We start from the raw sequence: 19,880 nt of genomic DNA, 5'->3' as shown, positions 1-19,880 counted from the left end.
TTGCGATGAATGGCCCCCATGCGGCGCCCGCCCGCCCGGCGCAAGGCTATGCCGAAACCTATGCAAGCTGGCAGGCCGATCCGGATGCCTATTGGCTCGACATGGCCAAGGCGATCGACTGGATCAAGCCGCCCGAGAAGGCTTTCGACGCCTCCGCCGGCATCTATGGCCGCTGGTTCCCGGATGCGGCCTGCAACACCTGCTTCAACGCGCTGGACCGGCATGTGCGCGACGGGCGCGGCGATCAGGCCGCGCTGATCCATGACAGCCCGGTCACCGGCACGAAGGCGAGCTATACCTACGCTGAGATGCTGGACGAGGTCGCGACGCTCGGCGCCGTGCTCGAAGACCTCGGCGTCGGCAAGGGCGACCGCGTCATCATCTACATGCCGATGGTGCCGGAAGCGGCCTTCGCGATGCTGGCCTGCGCCCGGATCGGCGCGGTGCATTCGGTGGTGTTCGGCGGTTTCGCGGCGAAGGAGCTGGCGACGCGCATCGACGATGCCGAGCCCAAGGTGATCCTGACCGCGACCTGCGGTATCGAGCCGACGCGCGTCGTCGAATACAAGCCGCTGCTCGACGGCGCGATCGAGATGGCCAGGCACAAGCCGCAGGCCTGCGTCGTGCTGCAGCGACCCCAAGTCGATGCCTCGATGCATGCGACCCGCGACAAGAACTGGCGCACGCTGGTGGCTGCTGCGAAGGCGGCTGGGCGCAAGGCCGAGTGCGTCGAGGTCGCGGCGACCGACCCGCTCTACATCCTCTACACCTCCGGCACGACCGGCAGGCCCAAGGGCGTGGTTCGCGACAATGGCGGGCACATGGTCGTGCTCAAGGCGACGATGGAGCAGCTCTTCGATGTCGGGCCGGGCGAGGTGATGTTCTGCGCCTCCGATGTCGGCTGGGTCGTCGGCCACGGCTATATCGTCTATGCGCCGCTGATCCAGGGCGCCACCAGCGTGCTCTATGAGGGCAAGCCGGTCGGCACGCCCGATCCCGGAGCCTTCTGGCGGGTCATCGCCGAGCATGGCGCCAAGGTGCTGTTCACGGCGCCGACCGCCTTCCGCGCCATCCGCAAGGAGGACCCGGAGGGCAAGCACCTCGCCGGCCACGACCTGTCGCGCTTCAAGGCGCTGTTCCTCGCCGGCGAGCGGGCCGATCCCGAAACGCTGAAATGGGCGGAAGCGCTGCTGCAAGTGCCGGTGATCGACCATTGGTGGCAGACCGAGAGCGGCTCGCCGATCGTCGGCGATCCGCTGGGCCTCGGCCTCCTGCCGGTGAAGCACGGCTCGTCGACCGTGCCGCTGCCCGGCTGGGACGTGCAATGCCTCGACGAGGGCGGCCGACAGGTCGAACCCGGCACGATGGGCGCGATCGTGCTGAAGCTGCCGCTGCCGCCCGGCGCGCTGACGACATTGTGGAACGACGATACGCGCTTCAGGGAGGCCTATCTCACGACCTATCCGGGCTACTACAACACCTCGGATGCCGGCTTCATCGATGCGGACGGCTATGTCTTCATCATGGGCCGCACCGACGACATCATCAATGTCGCCGGTCACCGACTTTCGACCGGCGGCATGGAGGAGGTGCTGGCAGCGCATCCGGCCGTGGCGGAATGCGCGGTCGTCGGCATTCGCGACGCGCTCAAGGGCGAGCAGCCCTGTGGCTTCGTCGTGCTGAAGGCGGGCGCGACCGTGACGCCCGAGCAGGTCGAGAAGGAACTCGTCGCGTTGGTGCGTGAGCGGATCGGGCCGGTGGCGGCGTTCAAGCTGGCGCTGACGGTCGCCCGGCTGCCGAAGACGCGCTCCGGCAAGATCCTCAGGGCGACGATGAAGAAGATCGCCGATGGCGAGGATTATGCGGTGCCGGCGACGATCGAGGATCTCACGGTGCTCGGCGAGATCGGCGTAGCCCTGAAGGGCAGGGGGATCGGGTAGCGGCCGGTCGTCTCGGAGCTAGTAGGCGACCGTCGCGCCGTTCCAGCTCAGCAGGCGCTCCGGCACGTCGAGGCGCATGAGGTCTTCGCCGACCAGCAAGGCGCCGGCATAGCCCGCGGCGCGGACTTCGCGGGCGAGCGCGGTGGTGTCCGCGTTCGGCGGGACCAGATGAGTCAGTGCCAATGCCTTGGCACCGGCACGCGTCGCGAGCCCCGCCACGACAGCCGGCGTCATGTGATAGCTCTCGACCGCGGCGACGGTTTCAGGCGACCGAACGCCCGCGACGACCGGCATCTGGCTGGCAATGAACACCTCGCAGACCAGGAGGTCGCAGCCGTTGGCTTGCATCTCCAGCGAGGGCGTGAGGCGGGTGTCTCCTGAGAAGACGATCCGCGTGCCGCCATGCGACAGGGTCAGGCCGAAAGCAGGCTCGACCGGCCGGTGATCGACCAGGAAAGCCTCGATGGAGAGCTCGCCCAGGCCAGAGACAGGACCTTCGCGCAATTCCTCGAAGATAACCTCAAGCCCCGTTGCGTCGGGGCGCTTTTCGAAGGCGATGCGCAGGGTGCGCTCGCGTTCGAAGGCGGCATATTGGGCGCGGAGATTGGCGAGCGCGGGCGCAGGGGCGAGCACGCGCCAGGGCCTTGCGCGGCCCTGATGCCAGGAGGAGACCACGAGCTGGTAGAAGTCGACCAGGTGGTCGGAATGCTCGTGGGTGACGATTAGGGCGTCGATATCGGCGCCGCGCGTGCCGGCGGCGACCAGCCGTTGGCCGACGCCGGAGCCACAATCGATCAGCAGCTTGCGGCCAGCCGCCTCGACGAGATGCGAGGGGCCGGCGCGGCGCAGGCTGACGGGCGGTGCGCCAGTGCCGAGGAAGGTGAAGGCGAGACCGTCCATTCCCGACATGCGCAGCGTCCGTGGTTGGGAGCTCTTACTCGTCGTCTTCTTCGTCGGCCGGGCGCTTGAGCTGCTTCAGCTTGGCGAAGACGGAATCGACGTCGATCGCAGCTTCCTCCTCGCGCTTCGGCCGGCTCATGTCGGCGAAGGGCTGGCTCTCGCTGGGCTTCGGCTCCGGAGCGGTGGCCTCTTCCACGGTGAGCAGGGTCGAGCCGGCCTCGACCAGCGCGGCGGGACGGTCCTTGGCGGCGCGGCCGACTTCGAAATCGAGATCGATCTGCGAGCACAGGCCGAGGCTGACCGGGTCGATCGGGGTCAGCGTCTGGGCGTTCCAGTGGGTGCGGTCGCGGATCTGCGCGATGGTCGACTTGGTGGTGCCGATCAGGCGGATGACCTGCGCGTCCTTGAGCTCGGGGTGGTTGCGCAGCAGCCAGAGGATGGCGTTCGGCCGGTCCTGGCGCTTGGAAACCGGGGTGTAGCGCGGGCCCTTGGTGCGCTTGATCTCCGGCACCTTCACCTTGCGCTCGGCGAGCTTGAGATGGTGGCTCGGGTTCTTGGCGGCGCGCTCAAGCTCCTCGCGGGTGAGCTGGCCGGAGGTGATCGGGTCGAGGCCCTTGATGCCGGCGGCAACTTCGCCGTCCGCGATGCCGCGCACCTCGAGCGGGTGCAGCTTGCAGAACTCGGCGATCTGCTCGAACGTCAGCGAGGTGTTCTCGACCAGCCAGACCGCGGTGGCCTTGGGCATCAGCGGGGTTTGTGACACGGTACGGTCTCCTCTTCGCCTTCGCGCCGCCGCTCGCAGGGGCTCTTAAGGCAGGGTCGCGGACAATAGCTCTCATGCGCCGACCGGCCTCCCCGGCCGGCCATCCAAATCATCGACGATGAGCAGGATGGCGCGCCTTATAGGCGAGGGCGGGGCAAGTGTCCACGAAAAGCAGCGCTCACACCGTCAGCACGATCTTGCCGATATGGGTGCTGGATTCCATCAGGCGATGGGCCTCGGCCGCCTGCGCCAGCGGGAAGGTGGCGTGGATGAGCGGCTTGCAGCGCCCGGCCTCGAGCAGCGGCCAGACCTTGGCCTGCAATTCGGCGGCGATGGCGGCCTTCTCGACAACGGTGCGCGGCCGCAGCGTCGAACCGGTATGGGTCAGGCGCTTCAGCATCAAGCGGCTGAAATTGACCGTGGCCTTCGGCCCGTTGAGGAAGGCGATCTGGACGATGCGGCCCTGATCGGCGGCCAGTTCGTAGTTGCGGTCGATATAGTCGCCGCCGACCATGTCGAGGATCAGGTCGGTGCCGCGCCCGCCCGTCATGGCCTTCGCCACTGCGACGAAATCCTCCGTCCGGTAGTTGATGGCATGGTCGGCACCGAGCTTCAGGCAGGCGGCGCATTTGTCGTCGGAGCCGGCCGTCGCGATGACGGTCGCACCGAAGGCCTTGGCGAGCTGGATCGCCGTCGTCCCGATGCCCGACGAGCCGCCATGGACAAGGAAGCTCTCGCCGGCCTGCAAGCGACCGCGCTGGAAGACATTGGCCCAGACCGTGAAGAAGGTCTCGGGGATCGCCCCGGCCTCGGTGAGCGTCAGGCCCTTGGGGGCGGGCAGGGCGTTGCGCTCGTCGACCACGGCATATTCGGCATAACCGCCACCGGCGACGAGGGCGCAGACCGTCGAACCGATCGCGAAGCGGCCGGCGCCTTCGCCCTGCGCCACGACCGTGCCGGCGAATTCGAGGCCGGGGATGTCGGAGGCGCCGGGAGGCGGGTTGTAGCCGCCCTGGCGCTGCAGGACGTCCGGCCGATTGACGCCGGCGGCAGCGATGGCGACGAGGATCTGGCCCGGACCGGGCTTCGGGACCGGGCGCGTTTCCGGCCTGAGGACCTCGGGGCCGCCCGGAGCCGCCATGCCGATCGCCGTCATCGTTTCGGGAAGTGCCGTCATGGCGCAGTGTCCTCGTTTGGTGCGTCGCAGCGTGACTGCGTTGGAAACTTAGCTAGCGTGCCCCGCGCAGTTTGAGCAGATGCGAGGCCGCCATGTCGATATTCCCGGAGGATGACCGCCCCAAGCCGAAGAGCGTGCACGAAATCGGACAGGATCTGTCGACGCTGTCGCTTGGCGAGATCGACGAGCGGGTCGCCGCGCTCAAGGCCGAGATCGAGCGCCTGATCGAGACCCGGTCCCGCAAGGACGCCTCGCGCTCTGCTGCGGATGCGTTCTTCCGCAAGCCCGCCTGAAAAAGCGTCAAAAAGAAACGCCCGTTAACAGGGCGTTAATGATTCCAAAGTATGAATCGCATCATCCAGTTTGTCTGGATGTCGAGTGGCTCCTGCCCACTCTGTTTGACGCCTCCCTGTTGACCTTCGAGCCGCCCTTGGCGGCTCTTTTTTTGTCTGCGCGTTCCCCGGACCCGGCGAATCTGGGATGCTCCTGTGGAGCCGCCCGCCTTGTTGTCGCCACAGGGGTTTAGCCTCGTTAAGGTTAACGACACCTTACCGGCGCCGGCGACCGTGATCGGCGCTATCCTTGCGACATCGGTGTCCTGATCCGTGACGCGTTCCAGAGGCGCACGGGCTTGTGCCGATGGGAGACACCGCATGAACGACGCCCAGTTGCTCGACCCGCAGACGGAAGAGGGCGCGATTTCCTTTGCTCGGGGCTTCGTGCGCTCCGACGCCTTCATGCTGCTGTTTCGCGAGGGAATGGGACTGGTCGAGCAGACGGCGGGCTATCTCGACGGAGACGGGCGCAAGGATGCCGCCGCCCTGCCGCGCGAGGCCTCGCTGACCTACGCCACCGAGAGCATGCGCCTGACCACGCGATTGATGCAGGTCGCCTCCTGGCTCCTAGTGCAGCGGGCCGTGGCGGAAGGCGAGCTCACCGCGGAGCAGGCCCGGACCGAGCACAACAAGGTCAAGATCGGCGACCCGATGGCGCCGCCGTCGGAGTCTATCGTGGCGCAATTGCCGGAGCGGCTGCGCGAGCTGATGGCGCATTCGTTCAGGCTGCAGGAGCGTATCCGCCATCTGGAGGGCCAGATGTCGGGCCAGGCGCCTGTGCGCGCGGCCGTCAACCCGGTCCTGGACCAGCTCGCCAGCCTGCAGGCCCGGCTCGGGCTCGCCCACTGATCATTCGGGAGCGCGGCGCCGTCGAGGCGCTGCGCTTCGGATCATGCCAAAACGGAAAAACCCGGCCGCGAGGCCGGGTTTTCTTGTTCGAGATCAAGGACGGCGGCGCCGCAGCGCCGCAGCATCACTTCTTGCCGATCGCGCCCAGGCCGGCGAAGCGCGTGTTGAAGCGCGAGACGCGGCCGCCGCGGTCCAGCATATGCTGGGTGCCGCCGGTCCAGGCCGGGTGGGTCGTGGGGTCGATGTCAAGGTTGAGGGTGTCCCCTTCCTTGCCGTAGGTCGAGCGGGTGGCATATTCGGTGCCATCGGTCATGACGACCTTGATGGCGTGATAGTCGGGATGGATGCCAGCCTTGGCCATGACGAAATCCTCAGAAAGCTTACAAAAACGGGCGCATCGACAAGCAGGCGAGCCTGCCCGGCCCGTCGAAAGAATTCGGATGAGCCTGTCGTGAATTTGGGTGCACATATCGCAGCCGGCGCTCCAGCGCAAGCGCGACGCACTCCCGGGGAAGGGCCCTGCGGCGTTGCGTCGTTTGCCAAGCCCGCCATGATCGGCTTCACGGAGGCGAGATTGAGATTGGTCGAAAGAGCGCGCGCGACGCGTGCGCGAGATGCAGGAGGCCCGCTGCGTGGCCGAAGCTGAGAAGAACGACAGGAAGGCCCGGCCGGATTTCCGTTCGCTGGCGACCTTCTGGCCTTATGCCCGGGCGCAGAAGCGCCGGATCCTGCTCGCGCTCGTCGCGCTGGTCGTCGCCTCGCTGGCGACGCTGGCGCTGCCGCTGGCGGTGCGCCGCGTCATCGATGTCGGCTTCACCGGGGGCGAGCAGCAGCTCGCCAACAGCTATTTCATCCTGCTGATCGGCGTGGTCGGCGTGCTGGCGCTGGCGAGCTCGGCACGCTTCTACCTGGTGATGACGGTGGGCGAGCGCATCGTTGCGTCGCTCCGCGCCGATGTCTTCCGCCATCTGACGCAGCTGGAACCGGCCTTCTTCGATTCGAGCCGGGCCGGCGACCTCGTCTCGCGGCTCACCGCCGACACCACGCAGATCAAGTCGACCTTCGCCTCGACAGCCTCGATCGCGCTGCGCAACGCCATCATGACGCTTGGCGCGCTGGCGATGATGGTGGCGACGAGCCCGCGGCTTTCCGCGATCGTCATCGGAGTCATTCCGCTGATCGTGATCCCGCTGGTCCTGTCCGGCCGCTCGGTCAGGCGCCGCTCGCGGGCGGCGCAGGACCGGCTCGCCGATGCCTCCGCCTTCGCGGCTGAAGCCGTCGGCGCCATCCGCACGATGCAGTCCTTCGGTGCCGCCGGGCAGAGTTCGGCGCGGTTCGAGGCGGCGTCGGACGGGGCCTATGCAGCCTCGCGGGAGGCGACGGCCTCGCGCGCGCTCCTCTCGGGCGTCGCGATCTTCCTGGTCAGCGCCAGCGTGGTCTGCGTGCTCTGGGTCGGGGCGACCGAGGTGTTCGACGGGCGGATGACCGGTGGACGGCTGTCGCAGTTCATCCTCTATGCGGTGCTGGCCGCAAGCTCGCTCGGCCAGCTCTCCGAGGTCTATGGCGATATCAGTGCGGCTGCCGGTGCCTCCAGCCGGCTCGGCGAGATCCTGGCGCTGAAGCCGGCCATCGCCGCGCCGCCACATCCCAAGCCGATGCCGGCTCCCTCGCTCGGCGAGTTCGCCTTCGAGAACGTCTCCTTCAGCTATCCCGGCCGTGTCGGGCCGGCGCTGTCGGACCTGACCTTCTCGGTCCGGCCGGGCGAGCGGATCGCGCTGGTCGGGCCGTCCGGTGCCGGCAAGAGCACGGTGCTGCAACTGGCGCTGCGCTTCTACGATCCGCAGGACGGCCGCGTCGTCGTCGACGGCGTGGCGGGCCCCGAGGCCGATCCGGAGGCCTGGCGCGAGCGCTTCGCGCTGGTGCCGCAGGAGCCGACGGTGTTCGGCGTCTCGGTGCGCGACAACATCGCCTATGGCCGGCCGGGAGCCTCGCAGGAGGAGGTCGAGGCAGCGGCCAAGCTCGCGGCGGCGGACGAGTTCATCCGTGCCTTGCCTGAAGGTTACGAGACGGTCGTCGGCGAGCGCGGGGTGACGCTCTCGGGCGGGCAGCGGCAGCGCCTCGCCATCGCGCGGGCGATCCTGAAGGACGCGCCGATCCTGCTGCTCGACGAGGCGACCTCGGCGCTCGATTCCGAAAGCGAAAAGGCGGTGCAGGATGCGCTCGACCGCCTGATGCAGGGCCGCACCACGCTGGTGGTGGCGCATCGCCTCGCGACCATCCTTTCGGCCGACCGCATCCTCGTGATGGAAGATGGGCGCATCGTCGAGGAGGGCAGCCATGCCGAGCTCAAGGCGCGCGGCGGGCTCTATGCGCGGCTGGCGGCGCTGCAGTTCGGGCTGGAGGCGGCCTGAGCTGGTGGGCTGCTAGGGCCCCACCAGTGCGCGCTGCTGCTCTTCGCTGGGTTGGCCGAAGAAGCGGATGTTGCCGGGCTGGACGAGGACGCCGAGCGCTTCCCTGCCGTCGGACGAGAACAGCGCATAGAACTGGTTGTTGCCGCAGTCGTGCCGCTTGCAGGTGTCGACGCGCTCGAAGGCCTGGCCACCGACGGTGACGATCGTGCTGGGGCCGCCGGGGCCGGTGAGCTTGTCAGCCTTGAGCCAGGATTCGCGCGGGCCGAGCTTGCCGAGCATGCGCGTCCAGGCGTCGCGATAGGTCGGCTGCTTCATCAGGTCGTGGAGATAGCGCCCTCCGTCCTTGGGCGCCTGGGCCGAAGCCGGAGCTGCCAGCAGCAGGGCGACAGCACTCGCGATTGCGAAAGGCAGGCGCCTGACGGACATGTTCAGCGCTCCGTGATCTTGAACTCGATGCGGCGGTTGCGGCGGTGGGCGTCGTCGGTATTGGCGACGTCGAGCGGCTGGTATTCGCCGAAGCCGGTGGCGGCGACGCGGTCGGTCGGCAGGCCGCGCGAGATCAGGTATTCGACGACGGCGATGGCGCGGGCCGAGGAGAGATACCAGTTCGAGGGGAACTGCGCGGACTTGATCGGCCGGTTGTCGGTATGGCCGTCGACGCGCAGGATCCAGGGCAGGTCCGGCGGCATCTCGTTGCCGAGATCGAGCAGGATGGTGGCGAGCTTGTCGAGCTCGACCTTGCCTTCGGGCTTCAGCACGGCCTGGCCGCCGTCGAAGAAGACCTCGGACTGGAAGACGAAACGGTCGCCGACGACGCGAATATCCGGCCGTGTGCCGAGCACCTGCCGCAGCCGCCCGAAGAAGTCCGAGCGGTAGCGCGCCAGCTCCTGCACGCGCTGGGCCAGCGCGACGTTCAGCCGCGAGCCGAGCTCGGAGATGCGGGCCTGCGAATCCTTGTCCTTGGCCTCGGAGGCGGAGAGGGCTTCCTCCAGCGCTGCGAGTTGGCGGCGCATGGCCTGGATCTGCTGGTTGACGAGATCGACCGTCGCCTGGGCCCGGGCGGAGAGCTGCTTTTCCGCATCCAGCGCCTTCTGCGATTCGGCGAGCTGGGCGCCGGCATTGCTGCCGGCTTGCGTGTCGATCAGGCCTTGCAGCCGGCTGCGCTCACCTTGCGTCTGCGCCAGCGTCGACTGCATCAGCTGGAGGCTTTCCTGCGCCTGCCGGTTGGAGGAGCGCTCGAGGGCGAGCAGGTCCGTCAGTTCGGAAATCTGCCTGTTGAGCCGCTCCAGCGCGGTGTCCTTGCCGGTCAATTCCTGCGACAGGAAGAACTGGCCGAGCACGAAGACCGTCAGCAGGAAGACGATGCCGATCAGCATCGTCGAGAGCGCGTCGACGAAGCCGGGCCAGAAATTGACGTCCTCGCGGCGATGGGCGCGGGAGAGGGCCATCCGTCAGATTCCTGCTTTGGCGAGCAGCATCATGGCTCGGTCACCTGGTCGGCGGTGAGGCGGTCGATCAGGCGCTTCAGGTCCTTCTCGCGGGCGGCCTGCGCCTCGACCCAGTCGCGGATCATCTGCTGCTCGGAGCGCATGTGCTGGACGAGGCCCTGGATGCCCTCGGCCAGATTGGAGAGCGCCTGCGTCGCGGCGCGGTTGTTGGAGGCGCCGTCGGCCATGGCGGCGCTGAGCTGCTCGAAACGGTCGGCGAGCGGATTGCCGGCCGCAAGCAAGGCGGCAGGGGCATCGGGCGTGCCGGTGCGGCTGCCGAGCCAGCTCTCGACCTCGTTGCGGAAGCGCCGCTGCGCCTGTCCGACCTGAAGGTCCAGGAAGCCGAGGATCAGCGAGCCGGCGATGCCGAAGAGCGAGGAGGAGAAGGACAGGCCCATGCCCGCGAGCGGGGCGGAAAGCCCAGCCTTGAGCTCGTCGAAGAGCACGCCGGCCTCGGCGCCTGTGCGCAGTGACTTGATGACGGTTCCGACCGAGCCGACCGTGTCGAGCAGGCCCCAGAAGGTGCCGAGCAGGCCGAGGAAGACGAGCAGGCCGCTGAGATAGCGCAGGACCTCGCGCCCGTCGTCGAGCCTGACCGCGATCGATTCGAGGGCCGTGACGGCCTGGGCCGGGGCAAGGGTGCCATGCTCCAGCGCCGGCAGGACGGAGCCCAGCGGGGCGATGACCTGGCCGCGGCGGATATCGGCGGAGACAGGTGCGACGGCGAGATTGGTCGCGGCGCGCGCCTCGCTGTGGATGCGCCAGAGTTCGCGCAGTGCGATCAGGCAGCCGACGAGCAGGGCCCCGAGGATGAGCCCGTTCAGACCGGGATTGGTCATGAAGGCCTGGACCAGCCCGGCCTGCAGGATGAAACCGAGGAAGCCGATCAGGACGAGGAACAGGACCGCGCGGACGACGTAGCGGAGCGGCCTGGAGAAGCGGACCTGCGTCCGCACGGTTGCGGCCGTCGCCGGCTCGGCCGCGAAATCCTCAATCGCCATGCGTCGTCTTCCGTTCGCCTCGGAGTGCGGGGAGGACTGTCGCCTCCCACGCCGCCGGGATCAAGCACGAAAGAGCAACAGTTTCGAGGCTGTTGGCCTCAGGCCGCCGCGGTCTTGAGCGCCTGGCTGAGCGCGCGCTCGCCGGCCTCGTTGCCGCAGATGATGTCCTTGGCGCTCGTCACCGGCTTGCCGTCGAGCGTGCCGAAGGTGCCACCGGCCTCGCGGATCAGCACGGCACCGGCCGCGAAATCCCAGGTGTTGAGGCCGCGCTCCCAATAGGCGTCCATGCGGCCGGCGGCGACATAGGCGATGTCGAGGGCGGCCGAGCCCATGCGGCGGACATTGGCGAAGCGCGGCATCACGGCGGCAAGCTCGCGCAGGAACTGGCCATGGCCGCCCTTGCCGATATGCGGGATGCCGGTGCCGATCAGCATGTCGGCCGGCTCGTTGCGGCCGGAGACGCGCAGGCGACGGTTGTTGACATAGGCGCCCTTGCCCTTCTCGGCCATGAACATCTCGTCCTTGGCGGCATCGTAGATCACGCCGGCGATGAACTGGTTGTCGCGCTCCAGCGCGACCGAGATGTTCCAGTGCGGGATGCCGCGCAGGAAGTTATGGGTGCCGTCGAGCGGGTCGATATGCCAGCGGTTGCTCTCGTCCGTGCCGTGGACGACGCCGCTCTCCTCCATGACGAAACCATAGCCCGGGCGGGCCTTCTCCAGCGCGGCGCGGAGGATTTCCTCGGCCTTGGTGTCGGCCTTGGAGACGAAGTCGCCGGGGCCCTTGGCCAGGACCTGCAGGTTCTCGACCTCGCCGAAATCGCGCTTGAGCGAGCGGGACGCCTTCATCACGGCGTCGGTCATCACGGTCATCAGGGGAGAGCGGATCATCGGAAACCTCTTGCGCGCCGGGGCGCGCGATGAGCCAGCGGCGCAAGCCTTGCGCCCGGCAAGAATTTAGTGAGCCGTCACTTGCGCGGGTCTTACGGCGCCGTCAAGACGGCGGTGCTGATCCGGCCGGCGGCCATGCGGGCGGCGCGGGCCTGCTGCTCGGGCTTGAGGCGCTCGAACATGTCGTCGAGCGCGGGGTCCTTGAGGCCCTGCGAGCGGGCCGCGAGATGCCAGGCCGCCGCCTCGATCGTGTCCGGCGCGATGCCGAGACCGAACTGGTAGAGCTTGGCGAGGCGGTTCTGGGCGATGGGGTTGCCCTCCCAGGCGGCGCGCCGGAACAGGCTGGCGGCGGCGGCCTCGTCCTTCTCCACGCCGGTGCCGTTGAACAGCATGATGGCGTATTCGACCTCGCCGGGGACGTTGCCGGCCGCGGCCGCCTGCTTCATCCAGCGGGCGGCGACCTCCTCGCTCTCCGGCATGCCGCGTCCCTGCTTTGCCAGCACGCCGAGCGCATACATGGCGTCGCCGATCTGGGATTTCGCCGCGATTTCAAGACAGGCGACGGCACGTTTGTCCTCGGCCTCGCGGTTCGCCGCGAGAAGGGCGAGCGCGAGATTGTAGTTGGCGGCGGGGTGGCCGGCGGCAGCCGCCTTCTCGAGCAGCTTGCCGGCGCGGGCGGGGTCGCGCTTGCCGCTCTTCTCGTCGAGAAGCTGCGTCGCCAGCGCGAAAGCCGCGTTGATGTCGCCGCGCGCCTCGGCCCGCTCATACCATTCCGTCGCGACCTTCTGGTCCGGCGCGACCCCGAGGCCCTGGCGATAGAGCTCGCCGACCAGGGTCATCGCGGCGGCATCGCTGCTATCAGCCTCGATGCGCTTCAGCGCCTCCGCCTGGGCGCGACGATAATGTCCGGCCTGATAGGCGCCATAGGCCAGATCCGGCGTGGACGCAGCCTCGGCCGGGCCGGCAAGCAGGGCGCCGGCAAGCAGGGCACCGGCCAGCAAGGCTTGCCCGGCCAGCCGCGTCATCGGGCCGTCTTCCGCGCGGCGCAGGCGCTGATCGCCTGGTTGGCCTGCTCGACCAGGGCGCGGATATCCTGCCCTTCGTCGAAGGCCCAGGCGCCGAGCGCGACGAATTCCGCGCCGGTCTCGATCAGCGCGGGGATGGAGTCGGCATCGGGCGCATAGGCGACGCAGGGCGTCTCGAAGATCTCGGCCCACCAGCCGGCGCGCTCGACCACGGCCGCGAGCGGCGGCAGCGAGCCGTCGGGACGGGGCTCGCCGAACATCACGTAATCGACGCCGGCCTCGCCGGCATCCATCGCGTCATGGCGGGCACGCAAGGCGCCGATGCCGATGATGCGCTCGCTCTTCAGGCTGGAGCGGGCCTCGGAGACTGCGGCAGGGCCGCCGGTGAGATGGACGCCGTCGGCGCCACCGCGCGCCGCGACGAGCGCATTGTCCTCGACGACGAGGGCGACATTATTGGCCTGGACCGGGCCGGCGAGGCGCTTGACGCGCTCGATCCGGCTGCGGTCGTCGCCGGCGCTGAGGCGCAGCAGCACGGCGGCGACATCGCCTCCGGCCATGGCCTGCATCAGGCGAAAGGCCATGGCCTCCGCGTCTGCGACGGGAGGGGTGACGAGCATCAGGCGAGTGGAGGATGATTGTGTGGTCATGATCGGCTGCGCAAACGGCCCGCAGCGAAGTCCAATGTCAAGACCGCAAGGCCGGCAACGAGGCTCCAGAAGGCTGATCCGATGCCGAAAAGCGAAAGGCTGGAGGCGGCGACGGCGAAGGTGACGACGGCGGCGAAGCGCTCCTTGTCGGAAGACATGGCCTGTCCGAGCGCGCCCGTCAGCGAGCCGATCAGCCCGAGGCCGGCCACGGCGACGATCAGCGCCTTGGGCAGGGCCAGCAGCAGGGCGATCAGCAAGCCGGTCGAGGCGGCGACGACGAAATAGAACAGGCCATAGAGCACGCCGGCCTTCCAGCGCTGGGCCGGATCGGGATGGGTGTCGCCGCCGGTGCAGATCGAAGCCGATATCGCGGCCATGTTGGTCATATGCGCGCCGAAGGGCGCGGTCAGGAGCGAGGTCAGGCCGGTGACGAAGAGCGAAGGCGCGGTCGGCGGATTATAGCCGGCGGCGCGCAGCACGGCGAAGCCCGGCAGGTTCTGGGCGGCCATGGTGACGAGATAGAGCGGGACGCCGATTCCGAGCATGGCGGGAATATCGAAGCGCGGCGTGACGAATTCGAGGCCGCTCAGCGTCATGGCTCCGGCAGGCCAGTGGGCGAGGCCGCCAACGAAGCTGATCGCAATGCCGGCGACGAGCGCGGCGATGACGCCGAGGAAGGGATTGAGCAGGCGCGCCACGAGGAAGACGGCGAGCAGCGGCAGCACAACGCCGGGCGAGAGCCGCATCTCGTCGAAGACGGCGGCGACGAAGCGGAAGATGACGCCGGCGAGCATGGCCGCCGCGACCGGCATCGGGATGCGCTCGATCAGCCTGCCGAGCGGGCGGAAGGCGGCGGTCAGCATCATCAGCACGGCCGCGACTAGGAAGGCGCCAACGGCCGAAGCCATGTCGAAGCCGGTCACGGCGGCGATGAGGGCGGCGCCCGGCGTCGACCAGGCGCAGATCATCGGCATGCGGTAGCGCCAGGACAGGAAGAGGCTGGAGGCGCCGGTCGCGAGACAGAGCGCCGCAATCCAGGAGATGGTCTGGCCGGGCGTGGCGCCGAGCGCCTGCGCGGCCTGGAGAATGACGGCGACGGAGGCGGCGAAGCCGACGAAGACCGCGACCAGGGCAGAGAAGACGATCGACATGGTGCGGGAAGCCGGCTGGGACAGAAGCAAGCCAGCGTTGAACCAGAAATCACCTGAGACGGAAAGGGCGGCGGACGCAGGGCCGGGACCAGTCCGAGGGCGGGACTGGCTGGAAGATGGCCTGCCGGTGACGGGCGATGTCATTCGGCTGTCAATGGCCGGGCCTAGCTGCGCATTATTCCAATCCGCAGCGACCGAGGCCGACCATGCGCGACGACGACTACGAATCCACCTTCGGCGCCAGCATGCTGGAGCATGAGGATGCCGAGCCGCGGAATCTAACCGACAATCCGACCATGGGTGAACTGATCTCGCAGCGGTTCTCGCGGCGCGGTCTGCTCAAGGGCGCGCTCGCGGTCTCGGCGATCTCGGCGACGGTCGGCACGCTGGCTTTGGAGACCGCCGCCGAAGCGCAGGCGCAAGGCGCGAAGTCGGCTTTCGCCTTCAAGGAGGTCGAGGTCGGCGTCGATGCCGATCACCACGTCGCCGAGGGCTACGAGGCGCAGGTTCTGCTGCGCTGGGGTGACCCGCTGACGGCTGATGCGCCAGCCTTCGACCCGGCAAAGCAGAGCGCGGAGGCCCAGAGCAAGCAGTTCGGCTACAACAACGACTTCGTCGGCTATGTGCCGATGATGGGCGCGGCCGACCCGTCTGCGCATGGGCTGCTCTTCGTCAATCACGAATACACCAACCCGCATCTGATGTTCCCGGGCGTGGTCGAGATGAAGGACGGCAAGCCTGTCCTGAAGAACGCGACGCCGGAGCGTTTCGCGATCGAGGCGATGGCGCATGGCGCGACGGTCGCGGAAATCCGGAAGACCGGCAGCCAGTGGGCGCTGGTCAAGGATTCCAAGTACAATCGCCGCATCACCGTGGCGACCGAGATGCAGCTCTCGGGGCCGGTCGCCGGCAACGAGCGCGTGCAGACCAAGGCCGATGCCAGCGGCCGCAAGGTGCTGGGCACGCTCAACAACTGCTCGGGCGCGCTGACCCCCTGGGGCACCTTCGTCTCGGGCGAGGAGAACTTCCATGGCTATTTCTCCGGCAAGCTGCCGGAGGGCCATCGCGAGGAGGCGAACTACAAGCGCCTCGCCGTGCCGTCCTCTCCTTACGCCTGGGGCCGCTTCGAGGAGCGCTTCGACCTCGCCAAGGAGCCGAACGAGGCCAATCGCTTCGGCTGGGTGATCGAGGTCGATCCGTTCGATCCGAACTCGGTGCCGAAGAAGCGCACCGCACTCGGCCGCTTCAAGCATGAGGGCGCCGACATGATCGTCGCCAGGGACGGGCGCGTCGTCGCCTATCTCGGCGACGATGAGCGCTTTGATTATGTCTACAAGTTCGTCACGGCCGGCCGCTTCGACCCGAACAACCGCGCAGCCAATCTCGACCTGCTCGATGCCGGCACGCTGTACGTCGCCAAGTTCGCGGCGGATGGCACGCATGAATGGCTGCCGCTGGTCTTCGGGCAGGGCCCGCTCACGGCCGCGAACGGCTTCCAGAGCCAGGCCGACGTGCTGATCGAGGCCCGCCGCGCCGGCGACCTGCTCGGCGCCACCAAGATGGACCGGCCGGAAGACATCACGCCGAACCCGGTGACGGGGCGCGTCTATGTGATGCTGACCAACAATACGAGCCGTAAGGACGAGCAAGTCGACGCCGCCAATCCGCGTGCCAAGAACGCCTTCGGCCATATCATCGAGATCGCCGAGGCCGATGGCGATCACACGGCGACCAGGGGGCGCTGGGAGATCCTGCTGAAATGCGGCGATCCATCCGTCGCGGCGGTCGGCGCGAGCTTTTCGACCGATACGACCAAGAACGGCTGGTTCGGCATGCCCGACAATGCCGTGGTCGATTCCGCCGGGCGGCTCTGGGTCGCGACCGATGGCAACGGCATCGATGTGACCGGGCGTACCGACGGGCTCTGGGCGGTCGATACCGAGGGTGGCGCGCGCCGGACCTCGAAGTTGTTCTACCGCGTGCCGCATGGCGCGGAGATGTGCGGCCCCTGCTTCACGCCGGACGACACCACCGCCTTCGTCGCCGTACAGCATCCGGGTGACGATGGGCCGGACTGGCCCGAATTCGGCCGCCGCTCCTATTACGAAGACCTCTCGACCCGCTGGCCGGATTTCAAGCCGGACATGCCGGTGCGGCCCTCGGTGGTTGCGATCACCAGGAAGGGTGGCGGCAAGATCGGCGTGTGAGGCGGCCTGCCGTCATGGCCGGGCTCGACCCGGCCACCTCCTGACAGCAAAACGCCCGGTCTATGCGACCGGGCGTTTCCGTTTCAAAGCCTGCTCAAATGCAGTGAAGCTCACGCCGCCTTCTTGGCGCCGAAGGTCGGGTCGAGCTCGCCCTTGGCGTAGCGCTTGGCCATCTCGGCCAGCGTGATGACGCGCTTGATCTTCGAGGCCTGGCCGGCGGTGTTGAACTCCTCGAGGCGCTGCTTGCAGAGCTTGGTCATCGCCTCCATGGCGGGCTTCAGATACTTGCGCGGGTCGAACTCGCCGGGGTTCTCTGAGAGGATCTTGCGGATCTGGCCGGTCATCGCCATGCGGTTGTCGGTGTCGATGTTGATCTTGCGCACGCCGTGCTTGATGCCGCGCTGGATCTCCTCGACCGGCACGCCCCAGGTCTGGGGCATCTTGCCGCCATACTGGTTGATGACGTCCTGAAGGTCCTGCGGAACGCTGGACGAGCCATGCATGACGAGATGCGTGTTCGGCAGCAGCTTGTGGATCTCCTCGATGACATGCATCGCTAGGATCGCGCCGTCGGGTTTGCGGGTGAACTTGTAGGCGCCATGCGAGGTGCCCATGGCGATGGCGAGCGCGTCGACCTTGGTCTCGGCGACGAACTTCACGGCTTCGTCGGGATTGGTCAGGAGCTGGTCGTGGCTGAGCTTGCCCTCGAAGCCGTGGCCGTCCTCCTTCTCGCCCTCGCCGGATTCCAGCGAGCCGAGCACGCCGAGTTCGCCCTCGACCGAGATGCCGCCGAGATGGGACATGTCGGTGACGGTCTTGGTCACGCCGACATTGTAGTCCCAGTCGCCCGGCGTCTTGCCGTCGGCCTTGAGCGAGCCGTCCATCATCACCGAGGTGAAGCCGGCCTGGATCGCGGTCATGCAGGTCGCCGGCTCGTTGCCGTGGTCGAGATGCACGCAGACCGGGATATGCGGGTAGATCTCGGTGACGGCGTCCATCATGTGCTTGAGCATGATGTCGTTGGCGTAGCTGCGGGCGCCGCGCGAGGCCTGGATGATGACGGGCGCGTCGGTCGCGTCGGCCGCCGCCATGATCGCCAGCGCCTGCTCCATGTTGTTGATGTTGAAGGCGGGCACGCCGTAGTCGTTCTCGGCGGCATGATCGAGCAACTGGCGAAGCGTGATACGGGCCACGATGGCACTCCCCTTTTGAAAACGGATATGGCGAAAGATGTAGTGCGGACAGGCTCCCGGCGCAAAGCCGGGTGGGTGGAAAGCTTAAAACGCGAGCGGCCGCCCCGTTGTCGGAGCGGCCCGCACGGTCAATGCCCGGATCAGCGCTTCCGCAGGGCCTCGACGCCCGGCAGGGCCTTGCCTTCCATCCATTCGAGGAAGGCGCCACCCGCCGTCGAGACATAGGACAGGTCGTCGATGACGCCGGCATGGTTCATCGCCGCGACGGTGTCGCCGCCACCGGCGACCGCGACGAGATCGCCGGCCTTGACGTGCCTGGCCGCGGCCTTGGCGACGGCGACCGTCGCCGTGTCGAAGGGCGGCAGCTCGAAGGCGCCGAAGGGGCCGTTCCAGACCAGCGTCTTGACCTTCTCCAGCCGCAGCACGACTTCGGCGATCGAGAGCGGGCCGGCATCGAGAATCATCTCGTCGGCGCCGACTTCACCGACCGGCACGACGCGATGGCCGGGATGGGCCTTGAATTCGCGCGCCACCAGCGCGTCGACCGGCAGGAGGATCTCGCAGCCGGCAGCCTTGGCCTTCTCCTCGATCTCGCGGGCCGTGCCGACGAGATCATGCTCGCAGAGCGACTTGCCAACATCGACGCCGCGCGCCGCCAGGAAGGTGTTGGCCATGCCGCCGCCAATGGCGAGGACATCGACCTTTTTGACGAGGTTGCCGAGCAGGTCGAGCTTGGTCGAGACCTTGGCGCCGCCGACGATCGCCATCACCGGGCGGGTGGGGTTGTCGAGGCCGGCGGAGAGGGCTTCGAGCTCGGCTTGCATGGTGCGCCCGGCATAGGCCGGCAGGACATGGGCGAGGCCTTCGGTCGAGGCGTGCGCCCGGTGCGCGGCCGAGAAGGCGTCGTTGACATAGAGGTCGCCATTGGCGGCGAGTGCCCTCACGAAGTCGGGATCGTTCTTCTCGTCGCCGGCGTGGAAGCGGGTGTTCTCCAGCAGCAGGACGTCGCCGTTCTTCGCAGCCGTCAGGGCCTTGGCGACATCATCGCCAATGCAGTCGTCGACGAAGGTGACGGGGCGGCCGAGCGCCTGTGTCAGAGCCGGCACGACCTGCCGCAGGCTGTTCTTGTCGTCGCGGCCCTTCGGCCGGCCGAAATGCGCGAGCAGCACGACCTTGCCGCCCTTGTCGGCGATCTCGCGGATCGTCGGCAGGATGCGGTCGATGCGGGTGGTGTCGCTGACCTTGTCGCCGTCCATGGGAACGTTGAGGTCGACGCGGACAAGCACCCGCTTGCCCGCGAGATCGGCGTCGTCGAGGGTGCGGAAGGCGCTCATCGCGGCAGCAGGCCGCCGAACAGGCCGGGCACGCCGAATTTCAGGACGAGGATGGTGAGCAGCACGGTGAGCACCGCGGTCACGGCGGCGGTGACGAAGAGCGTGCCGGCCCGCGGCGTCGCATCGACGCGCTGGCGCAGGGCGGCGATCTCGTTGCGGATGCCGCCGATGTCGAGCGTGCCCACCGCATTGTCGACCTTGCCGGCCGAGCGCTCCAGCGAGGCTTCCGCACGGGTCAGAACGGCCTCGTAGCGGGCGAATTTCTCCTCGATGCGCGCTGCCTTCTCCTCGATGCGGGAGAGCTGGTCGAGCTTGCGCGGCTCGGTCGCGGCCGGCGCCGGCTCGGCGCGTATCGGAGCCGGGGCCGGAGCGGGAGCAGGGGCAGGGGTCGAAGCGGAGGGGAAGGCCGGGACCGGCGCCAGGTTGGCCGGTGCGGAGGCAGCCTCGGTCTGGGGGGCGGGCGGGGTCGCTACTGTCGGCTCGATCTTGGCCATGCTCGGTCCGTTTCTGCTGCTGTTCAGGGACAAGGCCACGCCCTGACGGAGGAACGTGGCCTTGGTAAGACGG

At 68.1% G+C, this 19,880-nt stretch carries 19 protein-coding genes; 5 read left to right on the top strand and 14 right to left on the bottom strand.

The annotated features are described in order from the left end of the window. Positions 1-5: 5 nt before the first annotated feature. Complete coding sequence (locus tag FHT98_RS06220) at positions 6-1,940, top strand: propionyl-CoA synthetase (protein ID WP_142113133.1); 1,935 nt, start codon at positions 6-8, stop codon at positions 1,938-1,940. 18 nt (positions 1,941-1,958) lie between these two features. Here the strand turns inward: FHT98_RS06220 and FHT98_RS06215 are convergent, their stop codons facing one another. The 3 genes from FHT98_RS06215 to FHT98_RS06205 form a co-directional block, all read right to left on the bottom strand. Next, positions 1,959-2,849: an MBL fold metallo-hydrolase gene (locus FHT98_RS06215; RefSeq protein ID WP_210244338.1), complete on the bottom strand. Its 891-nt coding sequence runs from the start codon at positions 2,847-2,849 to the stop codon at positions 1,959-1,961. Between the two features lie 25 nt (positions 2,850-2,874). Then, positions 2,875-3,603 (bottom strand): DUF1013 domain-containing protein, encoded by a 729-nt coding sequence (locus FHT98_RS06210; RefSeq protein ID WP_091857026.1) that lies wholly within the window; start codon positions 3,601-3,603, stop codon positions 2,875-2,877. Between the two features lie 178 nt (positions 3,604-3,781). After that, on the bottom strand, positions 3,782-4,780 hold the full coding sequence (locus FHT98_RS06205) for an NAD(P)H-quinone oxidoreductase (protein WP_142113131.1): 999 nt from the start codon (positions 4,778-4,780) through the stop codon (positions 3,782-3,784). Between the two features lie 92 nt (positions 4,781-4,872). On the opposite strand from FHT98_RS06205, the gene FHT98_RS06200 reads away from it, so the two are divergent. After that, on the top strand, positions 4,873-5,073 hold the full coding sequence (locus FHT98_RS06200) for a DUF1192 domain-containing protein (RefSeq protein ID WP_061969879.1): 201 nt from the start codon (positions 4,873-4,875) through the stop codon (positions 5,071-5,073). Between the two features lie 360 nt (positions 5,074-5,433). After that, positions 5,434-5,964, top strand: coding sequence for a protease adaptor protein RcdA (gene rcdA, locus FHT98_RS06195; RefSeq protein ID WP_091857028.1), 531 nt, complete (start codon positions 5,434-5,436; stop codon positions 5,962-5,964). A gap of 124 nt (positions 5,965-6,088) precedes the next feature. Here the strand turns inward: rcdA and rpmE are convergent, their stop codons facing one another. Continuing rightward, entirely contained in the window at positions 6,089-6,325 is a 237-nt protein-coding gene (gene rpmE / locus FHT98_RS06190) for a 50S ribosomal protein L31 (protein ID WP_061969875.1), read from the bottom strand. A gap of 253 nt (positions 6,326-6,578) precedes the next feature. On the opposite strand from rpmE, the gene FHT98_RS06185 reads away from it, so the two are divergent. Beyond that, on the top strand, positions 6,579-8,375 hold the full coding sequence (locus FHT98_RS06185; RefSeq protein WP_091857029.1) for an ABC transporter transmembrane domain-containing protein: 1,797 nt from the start codon (positions 6,579-6,581) through the stop codon (positions 8,373-8,375). 12 nt (positions 8,376-8,387) lie between these two features. On the opposite strand, the gene FHT98_RS06180 is transcribed toward FHT98_RS06185, so the two are convergent. From FHT98_RS06180 to FHT98_RS06150, 7 genes are all read right to left on the bottom strand, one after another. Further along, on the bottom strand, positions 8,388-8,801 hold the full coding sequence (locus FHT98_RS06180; RefSeq protein WP_142113129.1) for an Ivy family c-type lysozyme inhibitor: 414 nt from the start codon (positions 8,799-8,801) through the stop codon (positions 8,388-8,390). A gap of 2 nt (positions 8,802-8,803) precedes the next feature. Then, a complete protein-coding gene (locus FHT98_RS06175) occupies positions 8,804-9,823 on the bottom strand; it encodes a peptidoglycan -binding protein (protein ID WP_091857031.1) in 1,020 nt (339 codons plus the stop codon). A gap of 29 nt (positions 9,824-9,852) precedes the next feature. Continuing rightward, the gene (locus tag FHT98_RS06170) at positions 9,853-10,863 is read right to left on the bottom strand and encodes a flagellar motor protein MotA (protein WP_248309155.1); all 1,011 of its coding nucleotides are present in this window, start codon (positions 10,861-10,863) and stop codon (positions 9,853-9,855) included. Between the two features lie 98 nt (positions 10,864-10,961). After that, positions 10,962-11,753 (bottom strand): inositol monophosphatase family protein, encoded by a 792-nt coding sequence (locus tag FHT98_RS06165; protein WP_061969866.1) that lies wholly within the window; start codon positions 11,751-11,753, stop codon positions 10,962-10,964. A gap of 92 nt (positions 11,754-11,845) precedes the next feature. Continuing rightward, a complete protein-coding gene (locus FHT98_RS06160) occupies positions 11,846-12,778 on the bottom strand; it encodes a tetratricopeptide repeat protein (protein ID WP_142113127.1) in 933 nt (310 codons plus the stop codon). Further along, on the bottom strand, positions 12,775-13,428 hold the full coding sequence (locus FHT98_RS06155) for a thiamine phosphate synthase (protein WP_082617572.1): 654 nt from the start codon (positions 13,426-13,428) through the stop codon (positions 12,775-12,777). Before FHT98_RS06155 ends, FHT98_RS06160 begins: the two co-directional genes overlap by 4 nt. Continuing rightward, entirely contained in the window at positions 13,425-14,579 is a 1,155-nt protein-coding gene (locus FHT98_RS06150; RefSeq protein ID WP_142113125.1) for a benzoate/H(+) symporter BenE family transporter, read from the bottom strand. Before FHT98_RS06150 ends, FHT98_RS06155 begins: the two co-directional genes overlap by 4 nt. Before the next feature lie 206 nt (positions 14,580-14,785). Between FHT98_RS06150 and FHT98_RS06145 the strand changes: the two genes are divergently transcribed. Then, a complete protein-coding gene (locus FHT98_RS06145) occupies positions 14,786-16,786 on the top strand; it encodes a PhoX family protein (protein ID WP_142113123.1) in 2,001 nt (666 codons plus the stop codon). A gap of 110 nt (positions 16,787-16,896) precedes the next feature. On the opposite strand, the gene fba is transcribed toward FHT98_RS06145, so the two are convergent. From fba to FHT98_RS06130, 3 genes are all read right to left on the bottom strand, one after another. After that, positions 16,897-17,979, bottom strand: a complete 1,083-nt coding sequence (gene fba, locus FHT98_RS06140; protein WP_061969859.1) for a class II fructose-bisphosphate aldolase — start codon at positions 17,977-17,979, stop codon at positions 16,897-16,899. Between the two features lie 140 nt (positions 17,980-18,119). Further along, entirely contained in the window at positions 18,120-19,313 is a 1,194-nt protein-coding gene (locus FHT98_RS06135) for a phosphoglycerate kinase (RefSeq protein WP_142113121.1), read from the bottom strand. After that, entirely contained in the window at positions 19,310-19,807 is a 498-nt protein-coding gene (locus tag FHT98_RS06130; protein ID WP_142113118.1) for a hypothetical protein, read from the bottom strand. The genes FHT98_RS06135 and FHT98_RS06130 overlap by 4 nt, the downstream gene beginning before the upstream one ends. Positions 19,808-19,880: the final 73 nt, after the last annotated feature.

The sequence above is a fragment of the Allobosea sp. AK1 genome (assembly GCF_006714945.1).
GTDB lineage: Bacteria > Pseudomonadota > Alphaproteobacteria > Rhizobiales > Beijerinckiaceae > Allobosea > Allobosea robiniae.
The sequence above is the reverse complement of the archived record's forward strand: the minus strand, read 5'-3'. Positions and strand labels throughout refer to the sequence as shown.

Excerpts from the sequence above, each read along its gene's own strand:
- FHT98_RS06185 (WP_091857029.1), top strand. The coding sequence starts at position 6,579 with ATGCAGGAGGCCCGCTGCGTGGCCGAAGCTGAGAAGAACGACAGGAAG.
- FHT98_RS06200 (WP_061969879.1), top strand. The coding sequence starts at position 4,873 with ATGTCGATATTCCCGGAGGATGACCGCCCCAAGCCGAAGAGCGTGCAC.
- rpmE (WP_061969875.1), bottom strand. The coding sequence starts at position 6,325 with ATGGCCAAGGCTGGCATCCATCCCGACTATCACGCCATCAAGGTCGTC.
- FHT98_RS06150 (WP_142113125.1), bottom strand. The coding sequence starts at position 14,579 with ATGTCGATCGTCTTCTCTGCCCTGGTCGCGGTCTTCGTCGGCTTCGCC.
- FHT98_RS06180 (WP_142113129.1), bottom strand. The coding sequence starts at position 8,801 with ATGTCCGTCAGGCGCCTGCCTTTCGCAATCGCGAGTGCTGTCGCCCTG.
- FHT98_RS06170 (WP_248309155.1), bottom strand. The coding sequence starts at position 10,863 with ATGGCGATTGAGGATTTCGCGGCCGAGCCGGCGACGGCCGCAACCGTG.
- FHT98_RS06165 (WP_061969866.1), bottom strand. The coding sequence starts at position 11,753 with ATGATCCGCTCTCCCCTGATGACCGTGATGACCGACGCCGTGATGAAG.
- FHT98_RS06160 (WP_142113127.1), bottom strand. The coding sequence starts at position 12,778 with ATGACGCGGCTGGCCGGGCAAGCCTTGCTGGCCGGTGCCCTGCTTGCC.
- FHT98_RS06205 (WP_142113131.1), bottom strand. The coding sequence starts at position 4,780 with ATGACGGCACTTCCCGAAACGATGACGGCGATCGGCATGGCGGCTCCG.
- FHT98_RS06130 (WP_142113118.1), bottom strand. The coding sequence starts at position 19,807 with ATGGCCAAGATCGAGCCGACAGTAGCGACCCCGCCCGCCCCCCAGACC.
- FHT98_RS06215 (WP_210244338.1), bottom strand. The coding sequence starts at position 2,849 with ATGTCGGGAATGGACGGTCTCGCCTTCACCTTCCTCGGCACTGGCGCA.
- FHT98_RS06175 (WP_091857031.1), bottom strand. The coding sequence starts at position 9,823 with ATGGCCCTCTCCCGCGCCCATCGCCGCGAGGACGTCAATTTCTGGCCC.
- FHT98_RS06145 (WP_142113123.1), top strand. The coding sequence starts at position 14,786 with ATGCGCGACGACGACTACGAATCCACCTTCGGCGCCAGCATGCTGGAG.
- rcdA (WP_091857028.1), top strand. The coding sequence starts at position 5,434 with ATGAACGACGCCCAGTTGCTCGACCCGCAGACGGAAGAGGGCGCGATT.
- FHT98_RS06220 (WP_142113133.1), top strand. The coding sequence starts at position 6 with ATGAATGGCCCCCATGCGGCGCCCGCCCGCCCGGCGCAAGGCTATGCC.
- FHT98_RS06155 (WP_082617572.1), bottom strand. The coding sequence starts at position 13,428 with ATGACCACACAATCATCCTCCACTCGCCTGATGCTCGTCACCCCTCCC.
- FHT98_RS06135 (WP_142113121.1), bottom strand. The coding sequence starts at position 19,313 with ATGAGCGCCTTCCGCACCCTCGACGACGCCGATCTCGCGGGCAAGCGG.